Here is a 22341-nt window from a genome sequence, read left to right as displayed (position 1 = left end):
ACTGGATTTCCTGAGTAGAGCATAGGGGGATGTGTATCGTGGAGTGTGTGATGGTGATTGGTGCTACTGGATTTGTAGGTAGACATGTGGTTCGTGAGCTGTTACTTCGTGGTCACGAAGTGGTGGTTGTGAGTCGCAATCGTGAACAGGCAAGCTCTGTGTTTGGCAAACACGTCTATGTCATGGCATACGATGCATTTGTAACTGCACAAGTGGCACCGAAAGATATCACTGTAATCGTGAACTTAGCAGGTGAATCACTCAATGCTTCGCGCTGGACGCGAAAGAGAAAGATAAGGATTATGCAGAGTCGATTGGCCACGACGGAAGCCCTTTCTCATTTTATTGCTGCTCAAAAGACGAAACCACGTGTACTTATTCAAGCTTCTGCGGTTGGCTATTATGGAGTGAGTACAACAGCTACGTTCACTGAAGACTCTGCATCTGTGGGCAATGATTTTTTAGCTTCTGTAGCCAAGGCATGGGAAGAGCGCACACAAGCTGTGCAGTCGCAGGGTGTGCGAGTAGTATTGGCGAGATTTGGCGTTGTGCTTGGAGCAGATGGTGGTGCGCTAGAAAAAATGATGCTGCCTTATCGACTTCATGTGGGCGGGAAAATAGGATCTGGTACGCAGTTTGTGTCTTGGATTCATATGGATGATGTGATTGGCATGATCATGTGGAGTATGTCAGTTGAAGATGTATTCGGCCCAGTCAATATGACGGCTCTGGAGCCAGTTACGATGGATCGCTTTGGACAAGTATTGGCACATGAGATGAAAAGAAAACACTGGGCAAGTGTTCCTTCAATTGTTTTGCGATTGTTCATGGGGGAAATGGCAGACATGGTATTACTAGGTCAGAGGGTTCTTCCTGACAAGGCTATTAAGCATGGGTATACATTTTTATTTCCGGATCTACAATCTGCACTCAGTCAGTTGATTCATCCAAATAGTAAGTGAAAAATGTCCATATTGACTTGATTATTTTGTCCACATGAGATATTGATATTCTAAGGAGGGTGATAACATGGGAAAACTACAAGGAAGTAAGACGGCTGATAATTTACGAGTGGGATTTGCTGGGGAAGCGCAAGCCAATCGTCGGTATTTGTACTTTGCAGATAAAGCAGATCTAGAAGGTGCAGTAGAGGTTTCCAACTTGTTTCGCAGTATTTCAAACGGAGAAACAAAACATGCGTTTGGACACTTTGATCGTTTACGAGATCACGGCGAGGGCGATCCAGTTACGGGGTTTCCAGTGGATGATGCAAAAGAGATGTTAAAGTCCGCGATTGCTGGGGAAACTTATGAATATACGGAGATGTATCCAGGATTTGCGGCAACAGCGCGCGAAGAGGGTTTTGAAGAGATCGGTGAGTGGATGGAAGTAATGGCAAAAGCTGAGCGTGTTCACGCACAACGTTTTCAAAAACTACTCGATTCACTTGAATGATCCATTGATCGCGATCTGCCGCCAGTATTTATTTTGACGGCAGATTGCAAGTTGGGGTGTGATAAATTGGCAGCTAGTATCTCAATGAAGGATGTCGTTTCGCTTCATACCTATAAGTTGGGTCGCGATGAATACGTGCGCAAAATGATAGAGTATAAGCGCAGGCGTCGCGTAAAGGTCAGTGAGTACATGTCCTTATTGTTTGAAAATCGCAAAACCGTTCTATTCCAAATTCAAGAGTTGGTGAATGCCGAGGATTTGGAAGATGCAGACGAAATAAAAGAATATATTGATATTTATTCACCTATGTTACCAGGCGAAGATGAATGGTCTGCTACGTTATTCATTGAAATGGATGACTTGACACAGTTAGAGGATAAACTCAGACAACTAAAGGGTATTGAACATGCGTTGTTTATAGAAGTAGGCACAGAGGTAATCCCTGCTATTTTTGAAGAAGAGCATACGGAAAGGGAGTTTACCACAAGTGTGCATTATGTGAAATTCCCTTTGACACCAACAGCAAAACAGTATGTACTTCATGAACCAGCATCGTCTAGTCATATTAGCATCGTGTTAGACCATGCCAACGTACATTTAGAGATTGCACTCACTGAAGATACTATTGGCTCTTTACAAGAGGATATTAGATAAAAGGTAGCTTGCATTGTCATAAGAGCGTTATGACAGTGCAAGCTACCTTTTTATATTGTTGTAGTAGTCTTAGTTAAGATTTCTTTGGCCCATTTGGCGTCATACCCACATCGATCGTTGTTACACCAAAGGAATGATTGGGACCTGTCGCAAAGATGCGGTAATATCCTGTAGTTGGGAAGGTGAATTGTCCTGTAGCCTCACCGTTCACAAGTGTTACTGACCGAGGCCAACTGATGGCAGTTTGGTTGACTTCTTTTGGTGTAACCATGCGTAGTGTTACTTTTCCAGAAAGCGAGCGATCATCGAGTAAGCCAGCTGTTTTTGCAAGGATGGTGAGTGTGATGGCTTTGCCTTGTGTGGCACTCAGATTTTCTGCGGGATAGTCTGCAATTTGCAATGTATCAGTAGGTACATGAGGAAGTACGATTGGTGCAAGCGGTTTTTGATGGAAATTAAAATCTGTGAGTAGATCATTCCCTTGTGCATCTCTTTTGGTCAGTGGAGGTAGGCCCCACAGGTGTTCCATAAAGCTTAGAATGGATACATTTGTTGTGGTTTGATTGAATAAACCTTGACGCACCCACGGGGAAATAATCACCATAGGAGTTCTTGTGCCATATCCGAAACGATAGGGTTGTGGCGGTGTGACATGGTCCCAATAGCCGCCGCCTTCATCATAAGTAATGAAAATGGCTGTGGACGACCAGTCAGGACTTTTCATGAGCGCAGTAACGAGTTGACCTACCCATGCATCACCTAATGAAAGATCAGTGGGTGGATGCTCGCTGTACATCCAACTAGGTACGACAAAGGAGAAGTTAGGCAAGTTTCCAGTCTTGGCATCCTCTACAAATGCATTGGTATTAAATACATGCGCATTCCATTCTTTTTTGTTTTTGCGAAGAGGAGAATACCACATCGAATTCCAATGTTTAACAAACCCGTTACCTAGATCTGTCTGCGAATAATAATCACCTTGGAAGATCCCCCATGAATGGCCATGAGACTGCAGATCATTAAATATGGTCGGAAAAGTAAACGTGAAGTTTGGAGGGGTGTCGGAAATCCACCCTTCCGTGGTTCCAGCGATGGCGTATTCGCGGTTTGGCTGTGTAGGACCCGTGGCTGGTTGAAAGTTTCTCTCGGCTAGCGAAAAATGTTGAGCAAGCGCCCATTCGTTTGGCACATCAGAGCGACCGAAGGTCGTAATGCTTGCGAGTCCGTTGAGAGGGAAAACAGTGTAATAGTTCATTTCGCCATTGTGCATCATCATGACTTCTGGCGCGCGGTTATGATCGATGTCTACTGTATCACCAACATTTGTACCCGCTTGAATGGGTGCTACCTCAGGGGCTTCATAGTTTCCATTAGGGTTTGGTAACTTCAAGCCTTGGGGAATGCCATTTGCATTAGGATAATGGCCAAATAGATTGTCAAACGTATGGTTTTCCAACATGATCTCTACCACATGTTTGATAGGTGTATGCATGGCCTGAGGTGCTTGATAGACACTTGCATAAGTCGGGCTTGCGTTCAACAATCCTCCCATGGCAGCCACTACTGAGAGTGTTCCTACGGTAAGCGTGGTCAGCGGTTTACGCATTGACATTCTTTCCCCCTTTTGAAAATGACCCATCTTTCTAGTGTGTGGTCTTATCTCATATACTAGTGATTCATTGTTGAAAAACAGTAAATTTCCGATGAATGTATGATAAATAGTAGTGAATATGGTGTGATTTATTTTAAAATAATTGTACCGGATAGAAAACTAGAAGGAGCTTTCTAACGTTATATAGAATGAAGATAGATCAATGATATAGGGGGTCTTTAAAAATGAGACAACATAAACATGCGATTCGCAATATCGCACTAACTGTAGCTGCTTTAACTGTCGGTGGCGTAGCACCTGCTTTTGCAAGCACGGCACCAGACTTTACAAAACTGGGTTTTCCAACGGTTGTTGCATCGACTACAGTTCAAGTAGGACAAGCAGCCACTTTGCAGTATGGGGAATTAACAGTGAAAATTCCTAAAGGTGCTTTTTCGCAAACAGTTAAATTCGAATTGCTCGAAGGTCAACTATCGAACTTCTTAACGAATGTACCTAGTGGTCAAACACCGCTCGTAGATTTTGCATTTAAAGTGGTCAATACACAAACCAATCAACTTGTTGCTAAATTCCATAAACCGGTTATTATTTTATACTCGGATCAAGCCATCACATTAAGCAGTAAATATTGGGATATAACACCAACTGGCAAATATGTAGCTAATCCATTGCCACCTAAAGTAGTTGGCAGTACTTTGAAGCATGGCAATGCAGCAGCAGCAGTTGGTTGGGTCATTACAGCTCCTGCAACTCCTGTTGCTAACACGACAAAACCAGTAACAGGAGTTCCGCTTGAAGATTGGTTAGCTGTTGGTGCTGTATTAGTCGTGGGAGGTAGTGTGTTACTAGCTACGAAAAGAAAATCTTCCTAAAATTAAGGGGGATGAATCTTATGCGCAGAAACAGGACCTATCTTGGCGGCGGCATGATTGTCGTCGGAGTAGCTATGATGCTTCTCGTTCCCATTTTCTTTTGGCAATCTCATGCAGGGGCTAAGGCATTGCTTCAAGCGGCTCCTGCACCCATTCATATCGTCCTTTCACAAAAGGAAGGGGTGCTCTTCCCGGCTCCTGCAAAAACGATTGCATTGCCGATGGTAGGGACACCGATTGGTTCCCTATCCATCGATTCTATTGACTTGCAGGCACCCATTGTTGAAGGGACTAGTGACTGGCAATTGCGAGATGGTGTTGGTCATTTGGGTGCTACACCACTCCCTGGTGAAATGGGGGTAAGTATTCTCGCGGGTCATAATGTCACTTTTTTTCACGAAATTGGCCAATTACAAGCAGGAGACCTCATACGAGTAAAGACTGCACAAGGGATTTTTGTATATAGTGTGTTCAAACATCAGATTCTACATGTGGGTGGCACATTGCCAAACGCGCATCTTCCAGAGCTTGCACTGGAAACCTGTTACCCATTTAATGATTGGAATTTAACCCCATTTAGATATATGGTAGAAGCGGTACTTGTTAAAAGTGCCTTAGCCTAAATCGAAAAAGGCTTGATGTGATGTTACGCACGTGAGAACAACAGGAACAGGAGAGGCCCCTGTGGTATCTGATGAGGAGCTCTTTGCATTAATGAAAGAAGGTCACAGTGAGGCGCTTGCACAACTATATGATCGCTATGTCTATCGTGTTTATGCCATCGCGCGCAAAGTTGTGTTAGATCCGCAAATGGCCGATGAGGTTGTTCAGGATGTGTTTACGCGCATTTGGACTACGGTTGCTTTTGATCCAAAGCGTGGGCAGTTTGAGCATTGGATTATGGTAGTCACAAAGAATGTTGCTTTAGATAACGTTAGAAAAAAAGGACGACAAAAAGATATTCCTGACTCTTTACGCATATATGGGGAAAGAGAAGGGAATCCACATGCAACGGATGCTGTAAATGAGTGGGCTTTGCGCGAGGATTTACAGCGGTCACTAGAGGGACTCCGGGTGGAAGAGCGAGCGGTTCTTCAACTTGCTTATATGGAGGGTTGCACGTTAAGTGAGGTAGCGACCAAGCTTTCTATTCCGCTTGGTACAGTGAAGACTCGGCTGCATCACGGGCTTCATCATATGAGATCCATGATGGATGCCTGGGCATGGGGGGGACAGGGATGAAGGATGACGATCAATCCAATCCATCTTGTGATCTTCTGCTGCCCTTTATGATGGGGGAGATAGAAGGTGAAGAACTGTATGCCTTCTTTCACCATGTAGATACTTGTATAGACTGTAAGCAGGAATTAGATGCTATTTGGCCGATACATTCCCAGATGCTTACTATGGGGGAGGATCATTTGCCAAATGATTTACTTGGTGATCTTAAGCATAAAACCTTAGAAAAAGCATTTTCATTGCGTGCCCCACATGATGTGGAAAAAAGGGTGACTTACCAAAAACCCCGTTATAAAAAGCGTAGAGTTTTACCTTATGCGCTTAGTGCGGCAATGTTATTGTTAGGCATCTGGATCGGCACGTCGCTCCAAACTTCAAGTATAGGGTCCAATCAGCCACAAAGTGCGGGTTCTCCAAGCAGACTGGTTCTAAATACAGCACTTGTTGCTACTTCATTTGCTCCATCGGCGTATGGTGAGATGACGATTATAACAAGTGGAAAGACAGAAGTCTTGATGATAAAAGTGTCGCATTTACAACCCATTGTAGGGCATGGATGCTATACGGTATGGTTACTTAAGGATGGTAGTAAAACATTGGGCGGAAGATTTATGGTCAATCAAGCCGGTGTAGGGGCGGTCACGATTCGCGTTCCGCTTGGAAAAGCCTACACGGGGATTGGCATTACAAAGGAACCACACGTTAGCGATCTATCGCCAAAAGGTCCGAAAGTTCTTGGAGCTTCTGTGCAAAGTGTGTAGAGAATGACTGAGAGGTAGATAGCAGGTTTATACCTGTTATCTACCTCTCAGTTGATTTACTTGAAGATACTGTATATGCAAATTGCAAATCATCATGGACATCATCATAGTGGACAGCAAGGTCATACCCTTCTAGGTACCACACATCACCTTGTTCTATAAAAAGTAGAATGCCTTCCTGTACCCATGAAATGGCTGGATGAAGCGGTTTAGCTACTCCTACTGTTAAATTGAAACCAGGGTGAATATGAGAATCTCCATAGCGTACAAAAAAACGAACACCATCCCCATCTGGCATGTGCAACTCTCGAGCCATCCACTCGATTGCGTGTTGTGATACTGAGATATTCATATTCGATGCTCCCTTTACCCATTGATCCTATACCATATAGTGTACATCTTCTATTGAAACTGTGCATGATGATTTTTTATAGATTGTCCTTTTATGGGCTATTTGCCGTATACTAATAATCAAATACGCTATACGCGGGGGTATTTACTTGACAGAAGTTACACAGAAAGCATTTGGAACATGGGAGTCACCCATCACGTCTGATCTTATTGTTTCAGGCACAGTCGGACTACAGGAAATCAAGGTGGACGGCAGTGATACATACTGGCTTGAGGGACGTCCAAGTGAAGGCGGAAGAAGTGTTCTTGTAAAATATTCTTTACAAACTGGAGATACGATGGATGTGACGCCGCAACCATTCAATGTACGTACGCGAGTACATGAATACGGTGGCGGAGCGTATACAGTGTCCAATGGAGTTGCGTATTTTTCGGATTTTTCGGATGGGCGAGTATATAGACTCAATGAGCAGGGCCCTGAACCGATTACACCAGAGGGTGCTTATCGTTATGCAGACTTTGTAGTAGATGAAGCGCAACAGCGACTGATTTGTGTGAGAGAGGATCATACTGGTGAGGGGGAAGCTGTAAATACTCTTGTCGCTATCGCTCTCAATGGCTCGCATACCGTAGATGTGCTCGTTGACGGTAGTGATTTTTACTCATCTCCTCGTGTCAGTCCAGACGGCACACAACTGGCCTATCTAGCTTGGAACCACCCCAACATGCCATGGGATGGTACGGAGCTTTCTGTTGCGAACATTGAAACGGATGGAAGCTTAAGCGGAACTGTTGTAGTGGCTGGTGGAATAGAAGAGTCGATATTTCAACCTGAATGGTCACCAGAAGGTACATTGTATTTTGTATCCGATCGGTCGAACTGGTGGAATCTTTATAGCTACCAACAAGGCAAAGTGGTAAGTGTTTTTGACATGGATGCGGAATTTGGCCTTCCACAGTGGGTTTTTGGTATGTCCACCTATGGATTTCTTGATGAGAATACTATTTTTTGTGCGCTTAATCAGCTGGGTCTATGGTCTTTGGCTCAAATCGACTTGTCTAAAAAAGAGTTAACGACTATTGTTTCACACTTCCAGGCGATACATAGTGTTCAAGCGCATCGTGGCCTTGGGTATTTTGTCGGAGGATCTCCAACAAAGCCTACTGCTGTTGTTCAGTACGTATCTGCAAATAGAGAGTTTGAGACACTAAAAGAATCAGTAGACTTAGTAGAATTGAATGTAGATCCAGAATTTTTCTCTGTACCAGAAGTTTTGGAGTTTCCAACTACAAATGATCAAACGGCTTATGCATTTTTCTATGCACCGGCAAACGAAACATGTGATGGAGCGCCAACGGAACGGCCTCCGCTTGTTGTGATGAGTCATGGAGGTCCAACATCGGCTACGACGACGGCCTTTAATTTGCAGATTCAATATTGGACAAGTCGCGGCTTTGCAGTCCTTGATGTAAACTACGGTGGCAGTACAGGCTATGGTCGTGCGTATCGCAAGCGTCTAAATGGCAATTGGGGAATTGTGGATGTAGATGATTGCACACATGGTGCTTTGTATTTAGTGAAGCGTGGAGATGTACGCGCGGATCAGCTGGCTATTCGCGGTGGGAGTGCAGGCGGATATACAACGCTCTCAGCACTTACCTTTCGCGATGTCTTTGCTGCAGGTGCAAGTTATTTTGGCGTCAGCGATATTGAGTTATTAGCAAAAGAAACGCACAAGTTTGAATCGCGGTATATGGATAGCATGGTTGGGCCTTATCCTGAAAAGAAGGAGGTCTACATGGAGCGCTCACCTATTCATTATATCGAGAAGTTACAGTCGCCTGTAATTTTCTTTCAAGGATTAGATGATAAAATTGTGTTGCCAAATCAAGCGGAAATGATGGTCGAGGGCCTACGTTCAAAAGGCGTTCCGGTAGCTTATGTGCCGTTTGAAGGTGAAGGTCATGGATTTCGACAAGCTCAAAACATTAAAAAAACACTCGATGCTGAGTTGTATTTTTACTCTAAAGTATTTGGCTTTGATGTAACAGACGATGATGCTCCTGTGGTCATTGAAAATCTAGCACAGCTTTAGCATGGAGAGAAGAGGGTATTCTAACAATGAAACGCAAAACAGGTGCTGCTTTAGTTATTGTGGTCGCTGCGCTTGCTTTAGTAGGTTTTATGAATGCTACGCGACAACCGCCAGCTCTGCCACAAAAGGGGTATAGGGCACCAGACTTTACGCTTACAGATTTACAGGGAAAGACTGTGTCACTAAGCAGCCTAAAGGGCCAACTAGTTTACATTAATTTTTTTGCTTCGTGGTGCCCTCCTTGTAAGATGGAAACGCCAGATCTAGAAAACATGTATAAAAAATATGGCAATAAGATTGATTTTTTAGCGGTGAATATGACGCCAAGTGACAGTCTACCTGCTGTAAAAGCGTATGTGAGTACATACGGTGTGACCTATCCAGTGCTGTTAGATACACAGGGAAATGTAGAGTCGACGTATGCTGTAATGGACATTCCCACTAGTTTCTTTATCAATCGGCAGGGCATCATCATCAATCGCGTAACGGGGATGATGAGTCCCGCGGTGATGCAATCAGATTTTGCGCAGTTACTAGCAACACATTGAGTGAGGCACGGAACTGCGAATGAGGTGATGAGACAATATGGTTGCGACACCAACGATGTGGATTGCATTTTTAGCGGGTTTGGCTTCCTTTGTATCACCGTGTACATTGCCGCTTTATCCGTCTTACATCTCGTATATTTCTGGAATTTCTTATGATCGGAACAATGCGGGGCTAGTGACGTCTGCTGTGAGGACCAAGGCATTGACTCATGCCTTGTTCTTTGTTCTCGGTTTTTCTGTTATTTTTGTGGCACTTGGCGCTTCAGCTAATTTACTTGGAATATTGTTTGCACAGTATCGCTCACTATTTAGCGAGATCGGTGGAGTTATTGTCATCGTCATGGGGCTCATCTTGCTTGGGTGGATCAAGCTTGATGTGTTTATGCGCGAGGCAAAGTGGCATGCGAAGTCAAAACCTGCAGGGTATCTAGGCGCTTTTGTGATTGGCATTAGTTTTTCTGCTGGCTGGACACCTTGTATTGGTCCTATTTTGGCATCGGTGATTGCCATAGCTGCGACGAGCCAAGTGAATGGTATGGTTTTGATGTTTGCCTATGCGCTTGGATTTGCAATTCCTTTTTTAGTCCTAGCCTATACGCTTGGGTCTGTTCGCTGGTTACAACGATATAGTGAACCGATCAGTCGGGTTGGCGGGGCAGTACTTGTGCTTATGGGGATGTTGCTGATCACTCATCGCTTAGAGACACTTACGTCTTGGATGACACGTATATTCGGGGCGGGCACGAGCATTTGAGGAGTTATGCTCATAATGGTCATGTGATGTTCATGTCATGGTGTCTTGTAAGTGATCAAGTGAATTGCATGATCGAAACATCATAACCATGGCGCTGTCCACGAATGAAGAGGACAGCGCCATGGTTATTGATCATGATGGTGGTGATGGACGGCCTCTTCGTCAGAACATAGAACGGAGTCTGTATGAGGGTGACCTGCATCCTCAATCTGAATGGTGCTGTGGCCAATCCCTAAATGCATGAGTTGGTGTTCAATATTGCGCAATATAGGCTGACTTTCGCGAATGGAGAGTGAACCCTCAAGAACTACGTGGCAAGACAAGGCATTTTTCCCGCTCGTGATACTCCATACGTGGAGATCGTGAACATCGTATACTCCTGCTACATGCTTAATTACAGCTGCAACAGATAAAAGCGAAACACCTTTTGGTGTGGCCTCCATAAGTATATTGACCGTCTGCTTCACAATTCGCCACGCCCCATAGGCAATGAGCAGGGAGATCCCAACACTTAAAAGAGGGTCGATCATAAACCATTTTGTCCATAAGATGATGACAGCCCCGACAATGACTCCAGCTGAAGCGAGCGCATCGCCTAACATGTGTAGAACTGCACTGCGCACATTTAAATTATCATCATCACGCATGCCAAGCCCTAGGTATAAATTGATCAACAAACCGACACTAGCGCTGCCAATCATCCATAGAGCATTGACTGGTTGCGGATGTATGATCCGCTGATAGGCTTCAACGGTTATGATCAAAGCGATGGCAATGAGCGCTACACCGTTCACTAATGCAGCAAGTATGCCTGTGCGATGGTATCCATACGTTAAATTTTCCGTAGGAGGCTTTAGCGATTGATTCATGGCGTACCAAGAAAGGCCAATAGCCGCAAGATCCGTAAGTACATGCCCAGCGTCTGATAGTAAGGCTAAGCTATGTGAGATTAGCCCCCCAGTTATTTCAACAACTAATATGACAAGTGTCAATAAAAACGCTTGTTTCATTTTTCCAATCGGAGCATGCGAATGAAATACGGCGTCGTGCGAGTGTTGGTGTCCCTCTTCGTTATGTGTGTGTGAATGAAGTACGGTCTGCATAAAGCCCCTCCACGTTCGATTCCAGATCTCAATTGATATCTATCGATCATGGCATGAATATCAAGAGGTTGCAAGAAGCAGTTTATCACTTTTTACGATGATATTAACCGTTGACAATGGTTCCCCCATTGATATGGAGCATTTGACCGGATAGATAAGATGAACTGGCTGAAGCTAAGTAAACATATGTCGATGCAAGTTCAACCGGTTGTCCGGCACGTTTCATAGGTGTCGTGCTCCCAAATTGTGCAACTTCAGATGCACTGAATGATGCGGGAATCAGTGGCGTCCATATGGGCCCTGGTGCGACTCCATTTACACGAATGCCACGATCGGCTAGGGATAGAGCCAGTGATCGAGTAAACGTTACAATGGCTCCTTTTGTAGAAGAATAATCAATGAGCGTTTTGTGTCCCTCATACGCTGTGATCGATGCTGTATTGATGATGGAGCTTCCTATCGGCATATAGGGTAAGACTGCTTTTGTTAAGTAGAACATGGAAAATATATTGGTTTTAAAGGTGCGCAACAATTGATCTGATGTAATCATTTCAATTTGTTGCTGTGGATGTTGTTCTCCTGCATTGTTGACAAGAATATCGATACGCGAAAAATGATCAACTACACGCTGTACAATCTCCTGACAAAAAGACTCTTCTCCAATATCTCCAGCTAAGAGGAGCGACCTTTTACCTAACTGTTCAATACGCTGTTTTGTCAGTTGTGCATCTTCGTGTTCATTGAGATAAGCGATTGCAACATCTGCGCCTTCCTTTGCAAAGGCAATCGCTACAGCACGCCCGATTCCACTGTCCCCACCAGTAATTAACGCTACTTTTCCTTGTAACTTATGTGAACCTTGTTCCGTTTGATCTTCATAGATTGGCAATGGATTCATCAACATTTCAAATCCAGGTTGTTGATCTTGGTGTTGTGGTGGAAAAGTGGAACCTTTTGCGCTGAGTGATTGTTGGTCTGGCATTCATACACATCCTTTGACATGGTTGAAGTCGCTTAGATGACACGTTTTTATAGCATGTCGCAAGAGGTACGTATCTATGCTCTAAGCCAGTCCATGTGCAAGGTGTGGGTGCACTACCGACTAAATGCGTCCCACAAGTCACCTCGCCTCACAGGTTCGCCATGTGCTGGACAGATCCAATCAAATGGCTGTTTGCCTACCGCTCGCAATGATCGCTGCAATGCAGCGCGATCCCATGTGAGAAAACCTGGTGAAGGTTTTAACTTACCTTGTCTTGTGGTAACAAGATCTCCTGCAATCAAAACATCGCCTAAGCGAATGCTTACATGTCCCTTCGTATGACCAGGCGTTGGTATGATTTCTAAGTCAGCAATACGTTTACCCGCATCGTACGTTTCATCAATGACTGGTTGTTCTACTTTCATGATGGCGCGAATGATACGGCGAATGCCGTGATCCTTTTCTTGTTTATAAATATATGGAAGTTCTTCTTGCGGTGCCCACAACGTGGCTCCCGATAGCTCTTTAAGTCTTTTTGCATTGCCAATATGGTCAACATCACTATGGGTCAGCACGATGTGGGCAAGATCAGAAGGTCGCATACCGATGCGCGCTAGTCCTGCAACTACGCGATCACTTTTTCCAGGGAAAAAAGTGTCGACGAGAACGGGTTCTTCACCTACTATCACATAGGCGTAACTACCTTTGGTTTCTTCTAAAAGATGTACGCGTGGAGAAATCTCCATGGCTAATCACTCCTGACTTTGAGAAAGATGGGACCACTCTTCATAGCATTTGATGAGTGCGCTCATGTCTTCATGTGCATACCCTTTAGCTACAGCCATCTGAAATAGATCTTTGGATAGACTTAAACCAGGCAATGGAATGGCAAGGGCTGCAGCTTGTAAGCTAGCTAGTTGAAGATCTTTCGATAAGAGTGCCGTCGTAAATTGAGCACTAAAATCATGTGCTATCATCTTTGGCGCTTTGTATTCTGCCATCCCACTACGAGCTCCACCGCCGCGTACGACTTCCATAAATGGTTGAGGATCGATTCCTGATTTCATGGCAAGTATGAGCCCTTCAGAAAGCGCCACTAAGTTTTGCGCGAGAATCGTGTTTACAGCTAACTTTGCTGCGACGCCATGTCCGTTTTCGCCCATGTAAACAGCTTGTTTACCCATGGTGAGTAAAAGATCCTGGCAGTTATCATAGACCTGTTTTGGTCCGCCAACCATGAATACAAGACTGCCCTCGTGTGCATGTGGTTCACTGCCACTAACAGGTGCATCTAGCATAGTTGCACCGAGTGATTGTATGTGTGCAGCGACTTTTTGACTGGCAGCTTGGGATACGGTGCTACAGTCAATCAGCGTAGCATGAGCACTCATGCCATGAATGATGCCATCTTGACCTAATGCGACGTCTAGTAGTGCATTGTCATGTGCAACCATGGTAAAGATGATCTTGCCATGTTGTGCCACTTCTTTTGGCGAAGAATGGGCGATGGCACCGAGTTTCACTAATGCAGCTGTTTTTTCAGGTGTTCGGTTGTAAATATGGAGAGTATATCCCGCTTGCAAAAGGTGTGTTGCCATAGGTAACCCCATGGTTCCAAGACCAATAAATCCAACATTTCGATGATCTGACAAGATTTTTTCCAAAAGTGTTCACTCCTTAGCATTGTTTCTTTACTATTAAATACAAAGTAATTGAGTTAATGCAAGTAAATGTGGTACGATGCACTCTACACTTCTATGCTACCACATCATGCATCTCTTCGATGCTACCTACGTCTTTCTCATCAAGTTCGCATGAGGATGTTTCGTTTGAGGCAACCTTGTAATAACTAAGCAGGAAAAGTAGTGATGGGGGTGATAGGGACAAGCCTTGCGCCTGCCTCTTAAGTATGGAACGTAGTAGGTAACAGAATGGCAATCAAGAACGAAAATCATAAGGAGGAAGCCGACAGTGAGCAGTTTTCCTATTTCGCAATTTTGGCCTTTAGCGATAGGTTTTTTGTCGCTATCCATTAATTATTTTGTGCAGGGAGGTACAACGTTAACGAAGTATCCTAACTGGTCAAAAGACAAAGCCAGTTTTGATCGAACGATCGGTCTATGGGGTATATTCATGGGTGGATTTGGCCAGTTAATCACTGGTACATATCTTATGGTAGGCTTATCGTGGTTCCCTGTCTATCGCAATGCCGCACCCTTATATATGGCAGCACTCGCCTTTAGTGTCTATGGACTTCACTGGATTGTGCTAGGATACAGGCGCTATATAGGTGCAGAGTATGGTCCAGAGGGTTGGATGGCCATTCCTGTACTTGGATTAGGTATTCTGGGCGCGTTTTCTTTTGGTGGTAATGGTGACATTCCTGCAATGATCTTATTTATTGGACTGAGTCTCATTTATGTTAGTGAAATATTTTGGCGGTTGGGAAATAGTAAGTTCTTTGAAAAAGCGACAGGATTTTTTCAACTTCTCACAGGAATTTGGTTATTTTATCTGACGGTTGGAGTTACCATGAATTTTGCAAACGGAATGCATTTTTGGGTATAAATTCCATGCTGGGTTGTGTCATAATGAGAGCGTGAGAGGACGTGATCATCAGACATTATGGATGCTAATCAATATACACAAAAATCGCGAGAAGCACTTGTGGCAGCTGAGCAATTGGCTGCCATGAGCCATCATCAAGAAGTGACAGGAAAACATTTGCTTTCTTCTTTGATTGATCAAGAGGGTGGATTGATTCCGCGGCTTCTAGAGCACATGGGAATCTACGAGGTTGCGAAAACGAAGGTTGAACAATTACTGCGCCAGATTCCTGTTGTCACTGGATATGATAGTACTTTGCACATGGGTACTGGTCTTGCTCGAACGCTTGCAACGGCTGCACAAGAAGCAAAAGAGATGAAAGATGAATTTGTAAGTGTGGAACATCTCTTATTGGCACTGATTGGGCAGAGTGAACGGGATACGGTGACTGCATGTGCACAGATTGGATTGACTCGAGATGCAGTTTTACAATCTTTACGTGCGATTCGGGGGAATCAAAAGGTGACAGGAGATAATCCGGAGGGGACATATGAGGCCTTATTGCGCTATGGTAGAGATCTTACGCAAGAAGCCAGTGATGGGAAACTCGATCCTGTGATTGGTCGCGATGATGAGATTCGTCGCACTATTGAAATTTTATCGCGCCGAACGAAAAATAATCCTGTCTTGATTGGTGAACCAGGTGTTGGAAAAACCGCGATTGTTGAGGGACTAGCTCGGCGAATCGTTGCAGGTGATGTGCCGGAAGGCTTAAAGCACAAACGGTTAATTAGTCTTGATATGGGTTCATTGGTAGCTGGTGCAAAGTATCGAGGAGAATTTGAAGAGCGTTTAAAAGCTGTGTTAAAAGAAGTGAAAGATTCTGCAGGTGAGATTATTTTATTTATTGATGAGTTACATACGGTGGTGGGAGCGGGAGCCGCAGAAGGTGCAATGGATGCAGGCAATCTGTTGAAACCTATGCTCGCGCGCGGTGAACTGCGCACAATTGGTGCGACCACACTGGATGAATATCGTCAACATGTCGAAAAGGATGCGGCATTAGAGCGGCGTTTTCAGCCAGTGATTGTCAACCAACCCTCAGTCGAAGACACGATTTCTATTTTGCGCGGTTTGAAAGAACGATATGAGGTCTTTCATGGCGTGCGCATTAAGGATAGTGCCATCATTGCAGCAGCAACACTTTCTGATCGGTATATTAGTGACCGGTTTTTACCTGACAAAGCCATTGATCTGATGGATGAAGCGGCAGCGCGTCTACGTACAGAAATCGATAGTATGCCAACGGAGTTAGATGAGATGACTCGACGGATCATGCAGCTAGAGATCGAAGAAGCCGCGCTTAGTAAAGAGCAAGATGAGGCAGTCAGCGAACGGTTGCTTAAGATTCGCACAGAACTTGCTGATGTACGGCAGGATGCGGATACATTAAAGGTGCAGTGGGAGATTGAAAAACAATATATTGCGCGCGTTCGCGATCTCAAAAAAGAGATTGAACAGACACGCAATGATATGGAGCGAGCAGAACGAGAGTACGATTTAAATAAATTAGCAGAGTTGCGCTACGGTCGTTTAGGTGAATTAGAACGCAAACTTCATCTTGAAGAAGAAGAACTAGCGTCAAAACAAAGTCGTGGCATGCTATTAAAAGAAGAAGTGGATCAAGAAGATATTGCAGAGGTGATCAGCCGTTGGACTGGCATTCCACTAAAGCGCCTTATGCAAGGGGAACGAGACAAATTACTGCATCTAGATGAAGAGTTACATCACCGGGTGATCGGTCAAGATGAAGCGGTACAAGCGGTTGCTGATGCTGTGTTACGTGCACGGGCAGGCGTGAAAGACCCTAATCGCCCGATAGGTAGTTTTATTTTTCTGGGACCTACGGGGGTAGGTAAAACAGAGTTATCGCGTGCATTATCTGAACTTTTATTTGACGATGAGCGGATGATGGTGCGCATCGATATGTCTGAATTCATGGAAAAACATGCAATTGCTCGCTTAATAGGAGCACCACCAGGATATGTGGGATATGAAGAAGGCGGACAACTGACAGAAGCGATTCGGCGTAAGCCTTATGCAGTCGTCCTGTTAGACGAAATAGAAAAAGCTCATCCTGATGTGTTTAACTTGTTATTACAAGTGTTAGATGATGGAAGACTGACAGATGGTCAAGGTCGGACGGTTAACTTTCAAAATACAGTGATCATCATGACATCGAATCTTGGCAGTGATGAGATTTTGCGGAGAACAGAGCAGCATGAGGAATTTAGTGCCATAGAGACACAAGTGCGCTCCATCTTGCAACGACACTTTCGACCAGAATTCCTGAACCGCGTCGATGAAATTGTTGTTTTTCATGCATTAAACCTAGCCAATATGAGTGCCATTGCAAAACAAATGTTAGATCGTCTAGCAGTGCGATTGCGTAAAAACGTAGGCTTAAAGCTAAGATGGTCAGATGCCGCCCTCGCTTATTTAGGGGAGAAGGGGTATGACCCTGTATTCGGTGCTAGACCCTTAAAGCGGTTGATCGGGCAGGAGATTGAAACGCCACTAAGTCGCCTGTTACTTGCTGAATCGACAGCGCGTGGGACAATTGCAATTGATGTGAAAGAGGGTTTATTGACTGTTTCCATTGAATAGGTAGCTTTGTCACTGTACATCGCCTCTTTTCGGGATAGAGGCGATGTTTGTTGTTTAGTGATGTAAGGATAACTGCATACGTGTAGGAGCATGAACGGTCTTGATATCTGTTGCAAATAACTCTTGAATAGTGACAAACTGATATCCCTTTTGTCGCAAGGTGTCGATGATGGAAGGGAGAGCTGCAACCGTGCCACTTAAGTTTTCCTGTGGGCCCCCTGATGCACAGTGTTGCAATATGATAGAACCAGGGCGTACATGTGGAATGATGTTAGCTAGTACTTGTGCCTTGGTGAGACTGCGCCAATCATTGGAATCTACAGACCAGTTGACCACATGATATCCCATTTTTCCTAAGCTCATGAGAACGGTGGGATCAAGATTTCCGTATGGTGGACGTACAAATCGAGTTCTCTTCCCAGTAAGCTGTGTGATTTCTCTTTCTGTTGCTTTTACCTCCCACAATAATTGATCGTGATTCACACGCGTTAAACTCGGATGATTGTAACTATGATTGCCTAAAATATGACCTTCTTTAGTTATTTGCCGTGTGATATTCGGATATCTTTTCACATTTTTACCGAGCACAAAAAAAGTAGCGTGAACTCCTTTTTTGCGGAGAATCGATAAAATTTGTGGGGTATAACGTTGATCAGGTCCATCGTCAAAGGTTAACGCGATGCGTTTATTCGGTGGCCCTTGATAGGAAAACACGTGCGGATACAGTTGGACATAGTCTGTATAGTGATACTTGGCTGCCGCATGATGATCGGCAGCGGGTGACCATAAAGCAAAAAAAATGGTGCATAGTAGCCATGATATATGAAGTGAAATACGAGAATAACGCATGTGTCAATTGCCTCCTTGGATGACAAAAAACAAGAGGAAGCAAGATTGGCAATGCGATCTTTTGCATGCCAATTCGATTGCTTCCTCTATACATTGCCCATATCGGCGTTGTTCATCCGTGCAAGTATCACCTGTAGTGACCGATCAAAATGTAGATCATCATCCTGTGTTCGCGCCGCAGGGCCACGAATTTTTGCTCGTTTCCCAGATCTCCGCGCTTTTGCATGTACAGCTCTCATCGCTAATAGTTGATCGATGTTATCATCGGTATACTCTTTGCCGTGTGGAGATAAAGCGTATCCTTTCCGTGCCAAAACAAGCGCGGCTAAGCCGTAGTCTTGAGTGATCACAAGATCTCCTTTTTGCATGCGCATGACAATCGCCATATCTGCCGCTTGTGAACCGGCGTCGACTGTCAGGTGGTTGGCCCCTTGATGCTCGTGATTGTAGTTGCTCACAGTGATCACGAGCAAATGATGTTGTGCTGCTCGTTCCTTTGTCAAGGTTAATACATTTCTCGGACATGCATCTGCATCTACCCAAATCGTCATGGGCATGGGCTTAATCTCCTAAATGATAAGGCACAGTCGTGACTACAATATCTTTTCTATACAATAAAATCGTACGCAACATAATACTTGTTTGATTGTGAAGGATATTGTGCCACCACCTGCGCGTGACAAATTGGGGGATGGCTACAATAATGTGATCAGGTGCACCTTCATAATTTTCTACAGTCGTTAAAAAACGCATGAGTGGACGAACTACAGATCGATACTGACTTCGTGCAGTGACTAAGCGTATACCCGTATCCCATTGCTTCCACTTTTGTTCCATTTTTTCAATTGATTCATCATCGAAGCCCACGTAAAAGGCAATGACTTGATCAGATACAGATAATGCGTATGATAATGTCCCTGCGACTACGCGGTTGACGCCGCCTATGGGGACGATCACAATGGTTTTATGTGCTAAGGGTTTCAGTTGGGCCATATTGATCCGTAAATGATCAGCGATTCTGTCATAGTGACGGTGTACTTGAATGCCAAAGTAGATAATTAACGGAAGAACGACAAGAACAATCCATGCACCTTGCGTAAACTTTGCTACGGCAAAGACGACAGTGACAATCGCCGAAAGTAAACCACCAAAACTATTGATTGCCGTTCGCCAGATCCATCCAGAAGTCTTTGTCTTAAACCAGCGTTTTACGAGTCCAGTTTGAGCAAGTGTAAATGATAAGAAAACGCCTATGGCATATAAAGGGATAAGCTCATCCGTCTGTCCGTTAAAGGCGATGATTAGTATACTGGCCAGAACGCTAAGGACGATAATGCCATTAGAATATCCCAGTCTATCGCCGCGCAATTCAAACATGCGTGGCATAAATCGATCTCGGGCCATAAGCGCCGCAAGTAGAGGAAAACCGCTATACGATGTATTGGCAGCTAAGATCAGTACAGCAAACGTAGTAAACTGAATGAAATAAAAGAAGAATCCTGTGTGAAAATAGGATTGCGCAAGCATGCCAAGTAACGTGAAATTTGAATTCACTTGCAACCCTTTCATGAATGTCAGGTAACTCGTTCCTGCAAACATGATAGCAAGAAGTAAGCCAAGCCAAAGAAGAGTTTTTTGAGCATTTCTGATCGTTGGCTCGCGAAACTGAGGTGTGGCATTTGAAATCGCTTCGATGCCAGTCAATGCGGAACACCCAGAAGCAAAAGCGCGCAAGATCAAAAGCACAGTGATTTCTTTTGGTAAAACACCAAACTGTGGGGTTTGCTTATAATGCCAACCAGCATGGCTTAGGTGAATGAATCCAACGACTTCCATTGCGACAATGGATATGATAAAGAGATATGTAGGCCACATGAGAATACTTGCGGATTCATTCATGCCTCGCAAGTTCATGACCATGATGCCAAGAATACCAAGAAGGCATAGTGGAACTGTCCAAGGTAGCAGACTTGGATATGCTGTGGTAATGGCAGCAATACCTGACGATACCGAAACAGCTACGGTTAAGGTATAATCAATTAAGAGAGCAGCACCTGCTACAAGGCCTGCAACTGGACCAAATTGATCTGACGCGACAGCATATGCGCCACCACCATTTGGATAGGCATGGATCACCTGTAGATATGATAGAATCAGTGCAATTAGAAGTAATACAATTACACCTGCTATAGGAAGTCCAATCCATAGTCCTGCGACCCCTATAAATGCGATCTCCGAAAGCGCAGCCTGGTATCCATATGCTACGGAAGACAGCGCATCTGACGATAAGATGGGTAAAGCCTTTAACTTCGATATTCGTTCCTCCCGCAACTGACGCGATTTTTTTGGAGGACCAATCAATAATCTCTTAAAAGTGGACAACAGTGTTCAACCAACCTTTCGCTTATCGTGCCACTTCACTGTGCTTCCAGCCATTATGTCATGTTCATATAGGCAAGGCAAGAATTCTAAGTGATTATTATGGAAGGGGTTTATACGCTACTTCACTTTGCTGGTTTACTGTGAAAAGCTTAGAATGATAAACAGCATATCCATAAGCTTTCCCAAATGCATCTATCCTATCACGTTGTTTTGTTTGGCATATTAAGAATCTATTCGAGGTGTCAGTATGGAGTTTGTTATTCCGCAAAAATTGCTGCAAATAGACGTGGATATCTTGCGTTCACAACTGCGTTACCATAAAAAACGCGTTTTAGTTACAAAAGAGTTCAGTTTTGATGCAGCTCATCATCTTTATGCATATAATGGTAAATGTGTGGGGTTGCACGGCCACACGTATCGCTTGTTAGTTACGGTAAGTGCAGTGCCTGATGACATAGGACTAGCTATTGATTTTTCTGACTTGAAACGCATAGTGAAGCAATGCGTAGTCGATCGTCTTGACCACCAATATTTAAATGCAGTTTTACCTCCTATGAACACTACGGCTGAAAACATGGTTGTATGGATCTATGAGCAAATTGCAAGTGCACTTGAAACAGAAGGCTTTCAGATACGCATGGAAAGAGTGCTCCTATGGGAAACTCCGACATCTTGCGCGGAGATTACGCGTGAGGAGATGGAAGAGTCATGAGTACGGATCAACGAGCAACTCAATTAGAAAATGATCAACTAGTGCATGAACTCCTGCTTCCACTTGTGGAGATTTTTGAAACGGTGGAGGGTGAAGGAACTGCGGCTGGTTATCCGACTACCTTTGTTCGATTATTTGGTTGTCCATTGCGCTGTGTATGGTGTGATACAAAATACAGTTATCCACCCTATCATGCAGAAATGTCTCTATCGATTAGGGATATCGTACAGCGCGTGAGTGCCAATCAAGCGCGAAGAGTGTGTCTAACGGGCGGTGAACCGCTTTTATATGAACGGCAGGCAACCCTATTGCTACAAGAGCTGGCAAAATTGCCGCAGATGGTTGACATTCACGTGGAGACAAGTGGCGCTATTGATTTAACACCGTTTTTACAGGAAGTGCAGTCACCAAAAGTCAGATATATTCTGGATTACAAATTATTTGGTTCGGGAGAAACTGAGAAAATGCATCTCCCTAATGTAGAAAAGTTACGCGTGACTGACGAACTTAAATTTGTGATTGCGAGTCGTGCCGACTTTGAACAAGCTTGCCAAGTACTTGAAGACTATGAAGTGAAGTGTATTGTCCTTTTTAGTCCTGTGTGGGATTCACTATCCCCGAGTGAACTCGTACAGTGGATGCTGGCACGTGGTTTAGCAGAAGTTAAACTGAGTTTACAGACTCATAAATTTGTGTGGGATCCCAATCAACGAGGCGTATAGCCTGTCATCTTTGATTACGGTAATCAGGAGGGTAT

23 protein-coding genes are annotated in these 22341 nt (G+C 44.3%); 14 read left to right on the top strand and 9 right to left on the bottom strand.

Going from position 1 to position 22341, the window contains the following annotated elements; all coding sequences use genetic code 11:
• Window positions 1–38 precede the first annotated feature (38 nt).
• From MM817_RS10130 to MM817_RS10120, 3 genes are all read left to right on the top strand, one after another.
• Complete coding sequence (locus MM817_RS10130; protein WP_241714419.1) at window positions 39–962, top strand: TIGR01777 family oxidoreductase; 924 nt, start codon at window positions 39–41, stop codon at window positions 960–962.
• A gap of 67 nt (window positions 963–1029) precedes the next feature.
• Entirely contained in the window at window positions 1030–1455 is a 426-nt protein-coding gene (locus MM817_RS10125; RefSeq protein ID WP_241714410.1) for a rubrerythrin family protein, read from the top strand.
• A 66-nt stretch (window positions 1456–1521) separates the two neighbouring features.
• Entirely contained in the window at window positions 1522–2109 is a 588-nt protein-coding gene (locus MM817_RS10120) for a DUF3501 family protein (RefSeq protein WP_241714408.1), read from the top strand.
• Window positions 2110–2182: 73 nt separating this feature from the next.
• On the opposite strand, the gene MM817_RS10115 is transcribed toward MM817_RS10120, so the two are convergent.
• Window positions 2183–3721 (bottom strand): phospholipase C, encoded by a 1539-nt coding sequence (locus MM817_RS10115; RefSeq protein WP_241714406.1) that lies wholly within the window; start codon window positions 3719–3721, stop codon window positions 2183–2185.
• Between the two features lie 224 nt (window positions 3722–3945).
• Between MM817_RS10115 and MM817_RS10110 the strand changes: the two genes are divergently transcribed.
• From MM817_RS10110 to MM817_RS10095, 4 genes are all read left to right on the top strand, one after another.
• On the top strand, window positions 3946–4593 hold the full coding sequence (locus MM817_RS10110; protein WP_241714403.1) for a hypothetical protein: 648 nt from the start codon (window positions 3946–3948) through the stop codon (window positions 4591–4593).
• A gap of 20 nt (window positions 4594–4613) precedes the next feature.
• A complete protein-coding gene (locus tag MM817_RS10105) occupies window positions 4614–5216 on the top strand; it encodes a class D sortase (protein WP_241714402.1) in 603 nt (200 codons plus the stop codon).
• 61 nt (window positions 5217–5277) lie between these two features.
• Window positions 5278–5835, top strand: coding sequence for an RNA polymerase sigma factor (locus MM817_RS10100; RefSeq protein WP_241714400.1), 558 nt, complete (start codon window positions 5278–5280; stop codon window positions 5833–5835).
• Window positions 5832–6593, top strand: coding sequence for an anti-sigma factor (locus MM817_RS10095; RefSeq protein ID WP_241714398.1), 762 nt, complete (start codon window positions 5832–5834; stop codon window positions 6591–6593). Before MM817_RS10100 ends, MM817_RS10095 begins: the two co-directional genes overlap by 4 nt.
• 40 nt (window positions 6594–6633) lie before the next feature.
• Here MM817_RS10095 and MM817_RS10090 read toward each other — a convergent pair whose 3' ends face one another.
• Window positions 6634–6945: a HesB/YadR/YfhF family protein gene (locus MM817_RS10090; RefSeq protein WP_241714395.1), complete on the bottom strand. Its 312-nt coding sequence runs from the start codon at window positions 6943–6945 to the stop codon at window positions 6634–6636.
• Window positions 6946–7093: 148 nt separating this feature from the next.
• Here MM817_RS10090 and MM817_RS10085 point away from each other — a divergent pair, with 148 nt between their 5' ends.
• Genes MM817_RS10085 through MM817_RS10075 form a run of 3 tightly spaced genes read left to right on the top strand, consistent with a single transcriptional unit; the run spans window position 7094 to window position 10342 of the window.
• Entirely contained in the window at window positions 7094–9040 is a 1947-nt protein-coding gene (locus tag MM817_RS10085; RefSeq protein WP_241714393.1) for a S9 family peptidase, read from the top strand.
• A 26-nt stretch (window positions 9041–9066) separates the two neighbouring features.
• Complete coding sequence (locus MM817_RS10080) at window positions 9067–9588, top strand: TlpA family protein disulfide reductase (RefSeq protein WP_272879904.1); 522 nt, start codon at window positions 9067–9069, stop codon at window positions 9586–9588.
• Between the two features lie 37 nt (window positions 9589–9625).
• A complete protein-coding gene (locus tag MM817_RS10075) occupies window positions 9626–10342 on the top strand; it encodes a cytochrome c biogenesis CcdA family protein (RefSeq protein ID WP_241714391.1) in 717 nt (238 codons plus the stop codon).
• Window positions 10343–10467: 125 nt separating this feature from the next.
• On the opposite strand, the gene MM817_RS10070 is transcribed toward MM817_RS10075, so the two are convergent.
• The 4 genes from MM817_RS10070 to MM817_RS10055 all read right to left on the bottom strand — a co-directional run bounded on the left by MM817_RS10070 (window position 10468) and on the right by MM817_RS10055 (window position 14091).
• Complete coding sequence (locus tag MM817_RS10070; protein WP_241714389.1) at window positions 10468–11445, bottom strand: cation diffusion facilitator family transporter; 978 nt, start codon at window positions 11443–11445, stop codon at window positions 10468–10470.
• Window positions 11446–11548: 103 nt separating this feature from the next.
• Window positions 11549–12427, bottom strand: coding sequence for an SDR family oxidoreductase (locus MM817_RS10065; RefSeq protein ID WP_241714387.1), 879 nt, complete (start codon window positions 12425–12427; stop codon window positions 11549–11551).
• 113 nt (window positions 12428–12540) lie between these two features.
• Window positions 12541–13173 carry an MBL fold metallo-hydrolase gene (locus MM817_RS10060; protein WP_241714385.1) on the bottom strand — a complete coding sequence of 211 codons (633 nt, stop codon included), beginning with the start codon at window positions 13171–13173 and terminating at the stop codon, window positions 12541–12543.
• Between the two features lie 6 nt (window positions 13174–13179).
• Window positions 13180–14091 (bottom strand): NAD(P)-dependent oxidoreductase, encoded by a 912-nt coding sequence (locus MM817_RS10055; protein WP_241714383.1) that lies wholly within the window; start codon window positions 14089–14091, stop codon window positions 13180–13182.
• Between the two features lie 307 nt (window positions 14092–14398).
• On the opposite strand from MM817_RS10055, the gene MM817_RS10050 reads away from it, so the two are divergent.
• Window positions 14399–14995 carry a hypothetical protein gene (locus tag MM817_RS10050; protein WP_241714381.1) on the top strand — a complete coding sequence of 199 codons (597 nt, stop codon included), beginning with the start codon at window positions 14399–14401 and terminating at the stop codon, window positions 14993–14995.
• Between the two features lie 57 nt (window positions 14996–15052).
• Window positions 15053–17641 carry an ATP-dependent chaperone ClpB gene (gene clpB, locus MM817_RS10045; RefSeq protein WP_272879903.1) on the top strand — a complete coding sequence of 863 codons (2589 nt, stop codon included), beginning with the start codon at window positions 15053–15055 and terminating at the stop codon, window positions 17639–17641.
• Between the two features lie 54 nt (window positions 17642–17695).
• On the opposite strand, the gene MM817_RS10040 is transcribed toward clpB, so the two are convergent.
• The 3 genes from MM817_RS10040 to MM817_RS10030 all read right to left on the bottom strand — a co-directional run bounded on the left by MM817_RS10040 (window position 17696) and on the right by MM817_RS10030 (window position 20872).
• Window positions 17696–18490 carry a polysaccharide deacetylase family protein gene (locus MM817_RS10040; RefSeq protein WP_241714378.1) on the bottom strand — a complete coding sequence of 265 codons (795 nt, stop codon included), beginning with the start codon at window positions 18488–18490 and terminating at the stop codon, window positions 17696–17698.
• A gap of 86 nt (window positions 18491–18576) precedes the next feature.
• Window positions 18577–19047 carry a YaiI/YqxD family protein gene (locus MM817_RS10035; RefSeq protein ID WP_241714376.1) on the bottom strand — a complete coding sequence of 157 codons (471 nt, stop codon included), beginning with the start codon at window positions 19045–19047 and terminating at the stop codon, window positions 18577–18579.
• A 4-nt stretch (window positions 19048–19051) separates the two neighbouring features.
• Window positions 19052–20872, bottom strand: a complete 1821-nt coding sequence (locus MM817_RS10030) for an APC family permease (protein WP_241714374.1) — start codon at window positions 20870–20872, stop codon at window positions 19052–19054.
• A 247-nt stretch (window positions 20873–21119) separates the two neighbouring features.
• Between MM817_RS10030 and queD the strand changes: the two genes are divergently transcribed.
• Together queD and MM817_RS10020 are read left to right on the top strand one after the other, a co-directional pair.
• Window positions 21120–21584, top strand: coding sequence for a 6-carboxytetrahydropterin synthase QueD (queD, locus tag MM817_RS10025; protein ID WP_241714372.1), 465 nt, complete (start codon window positions 21120–21122; stop codon window positions 21582–21584).
• Entirely contained in the window at window positions 21581–22306 is a 726-nt protein-coding gene (locus MM817_RS10020; RefSeq protein WP_241714371.1) for a 7-carboxy-7-deazaguanine synthase QueE, read from the top strand. Before queD ends, MM817_RS10020 begins: the two co-directional genes overlap by 4 nt.
• Window positions 22307–22341 lie beyond the last annotated feature (35 nt).

It is taken from the genome of Sulfoacidibacillus ferrooxidans (assembly GCF_022606465.1).
GTDB classification, from domain to species: domain Bacteria; phylum Bacillota; class Bacilli; order Alicyclobacillales; family SLC66; genus Sulfoacidibacillus; species Sulfoacidibacillus ferrooxidans.
This window is presented reverse-complemented; position numbering and strand designations above follow the sequence as displayed.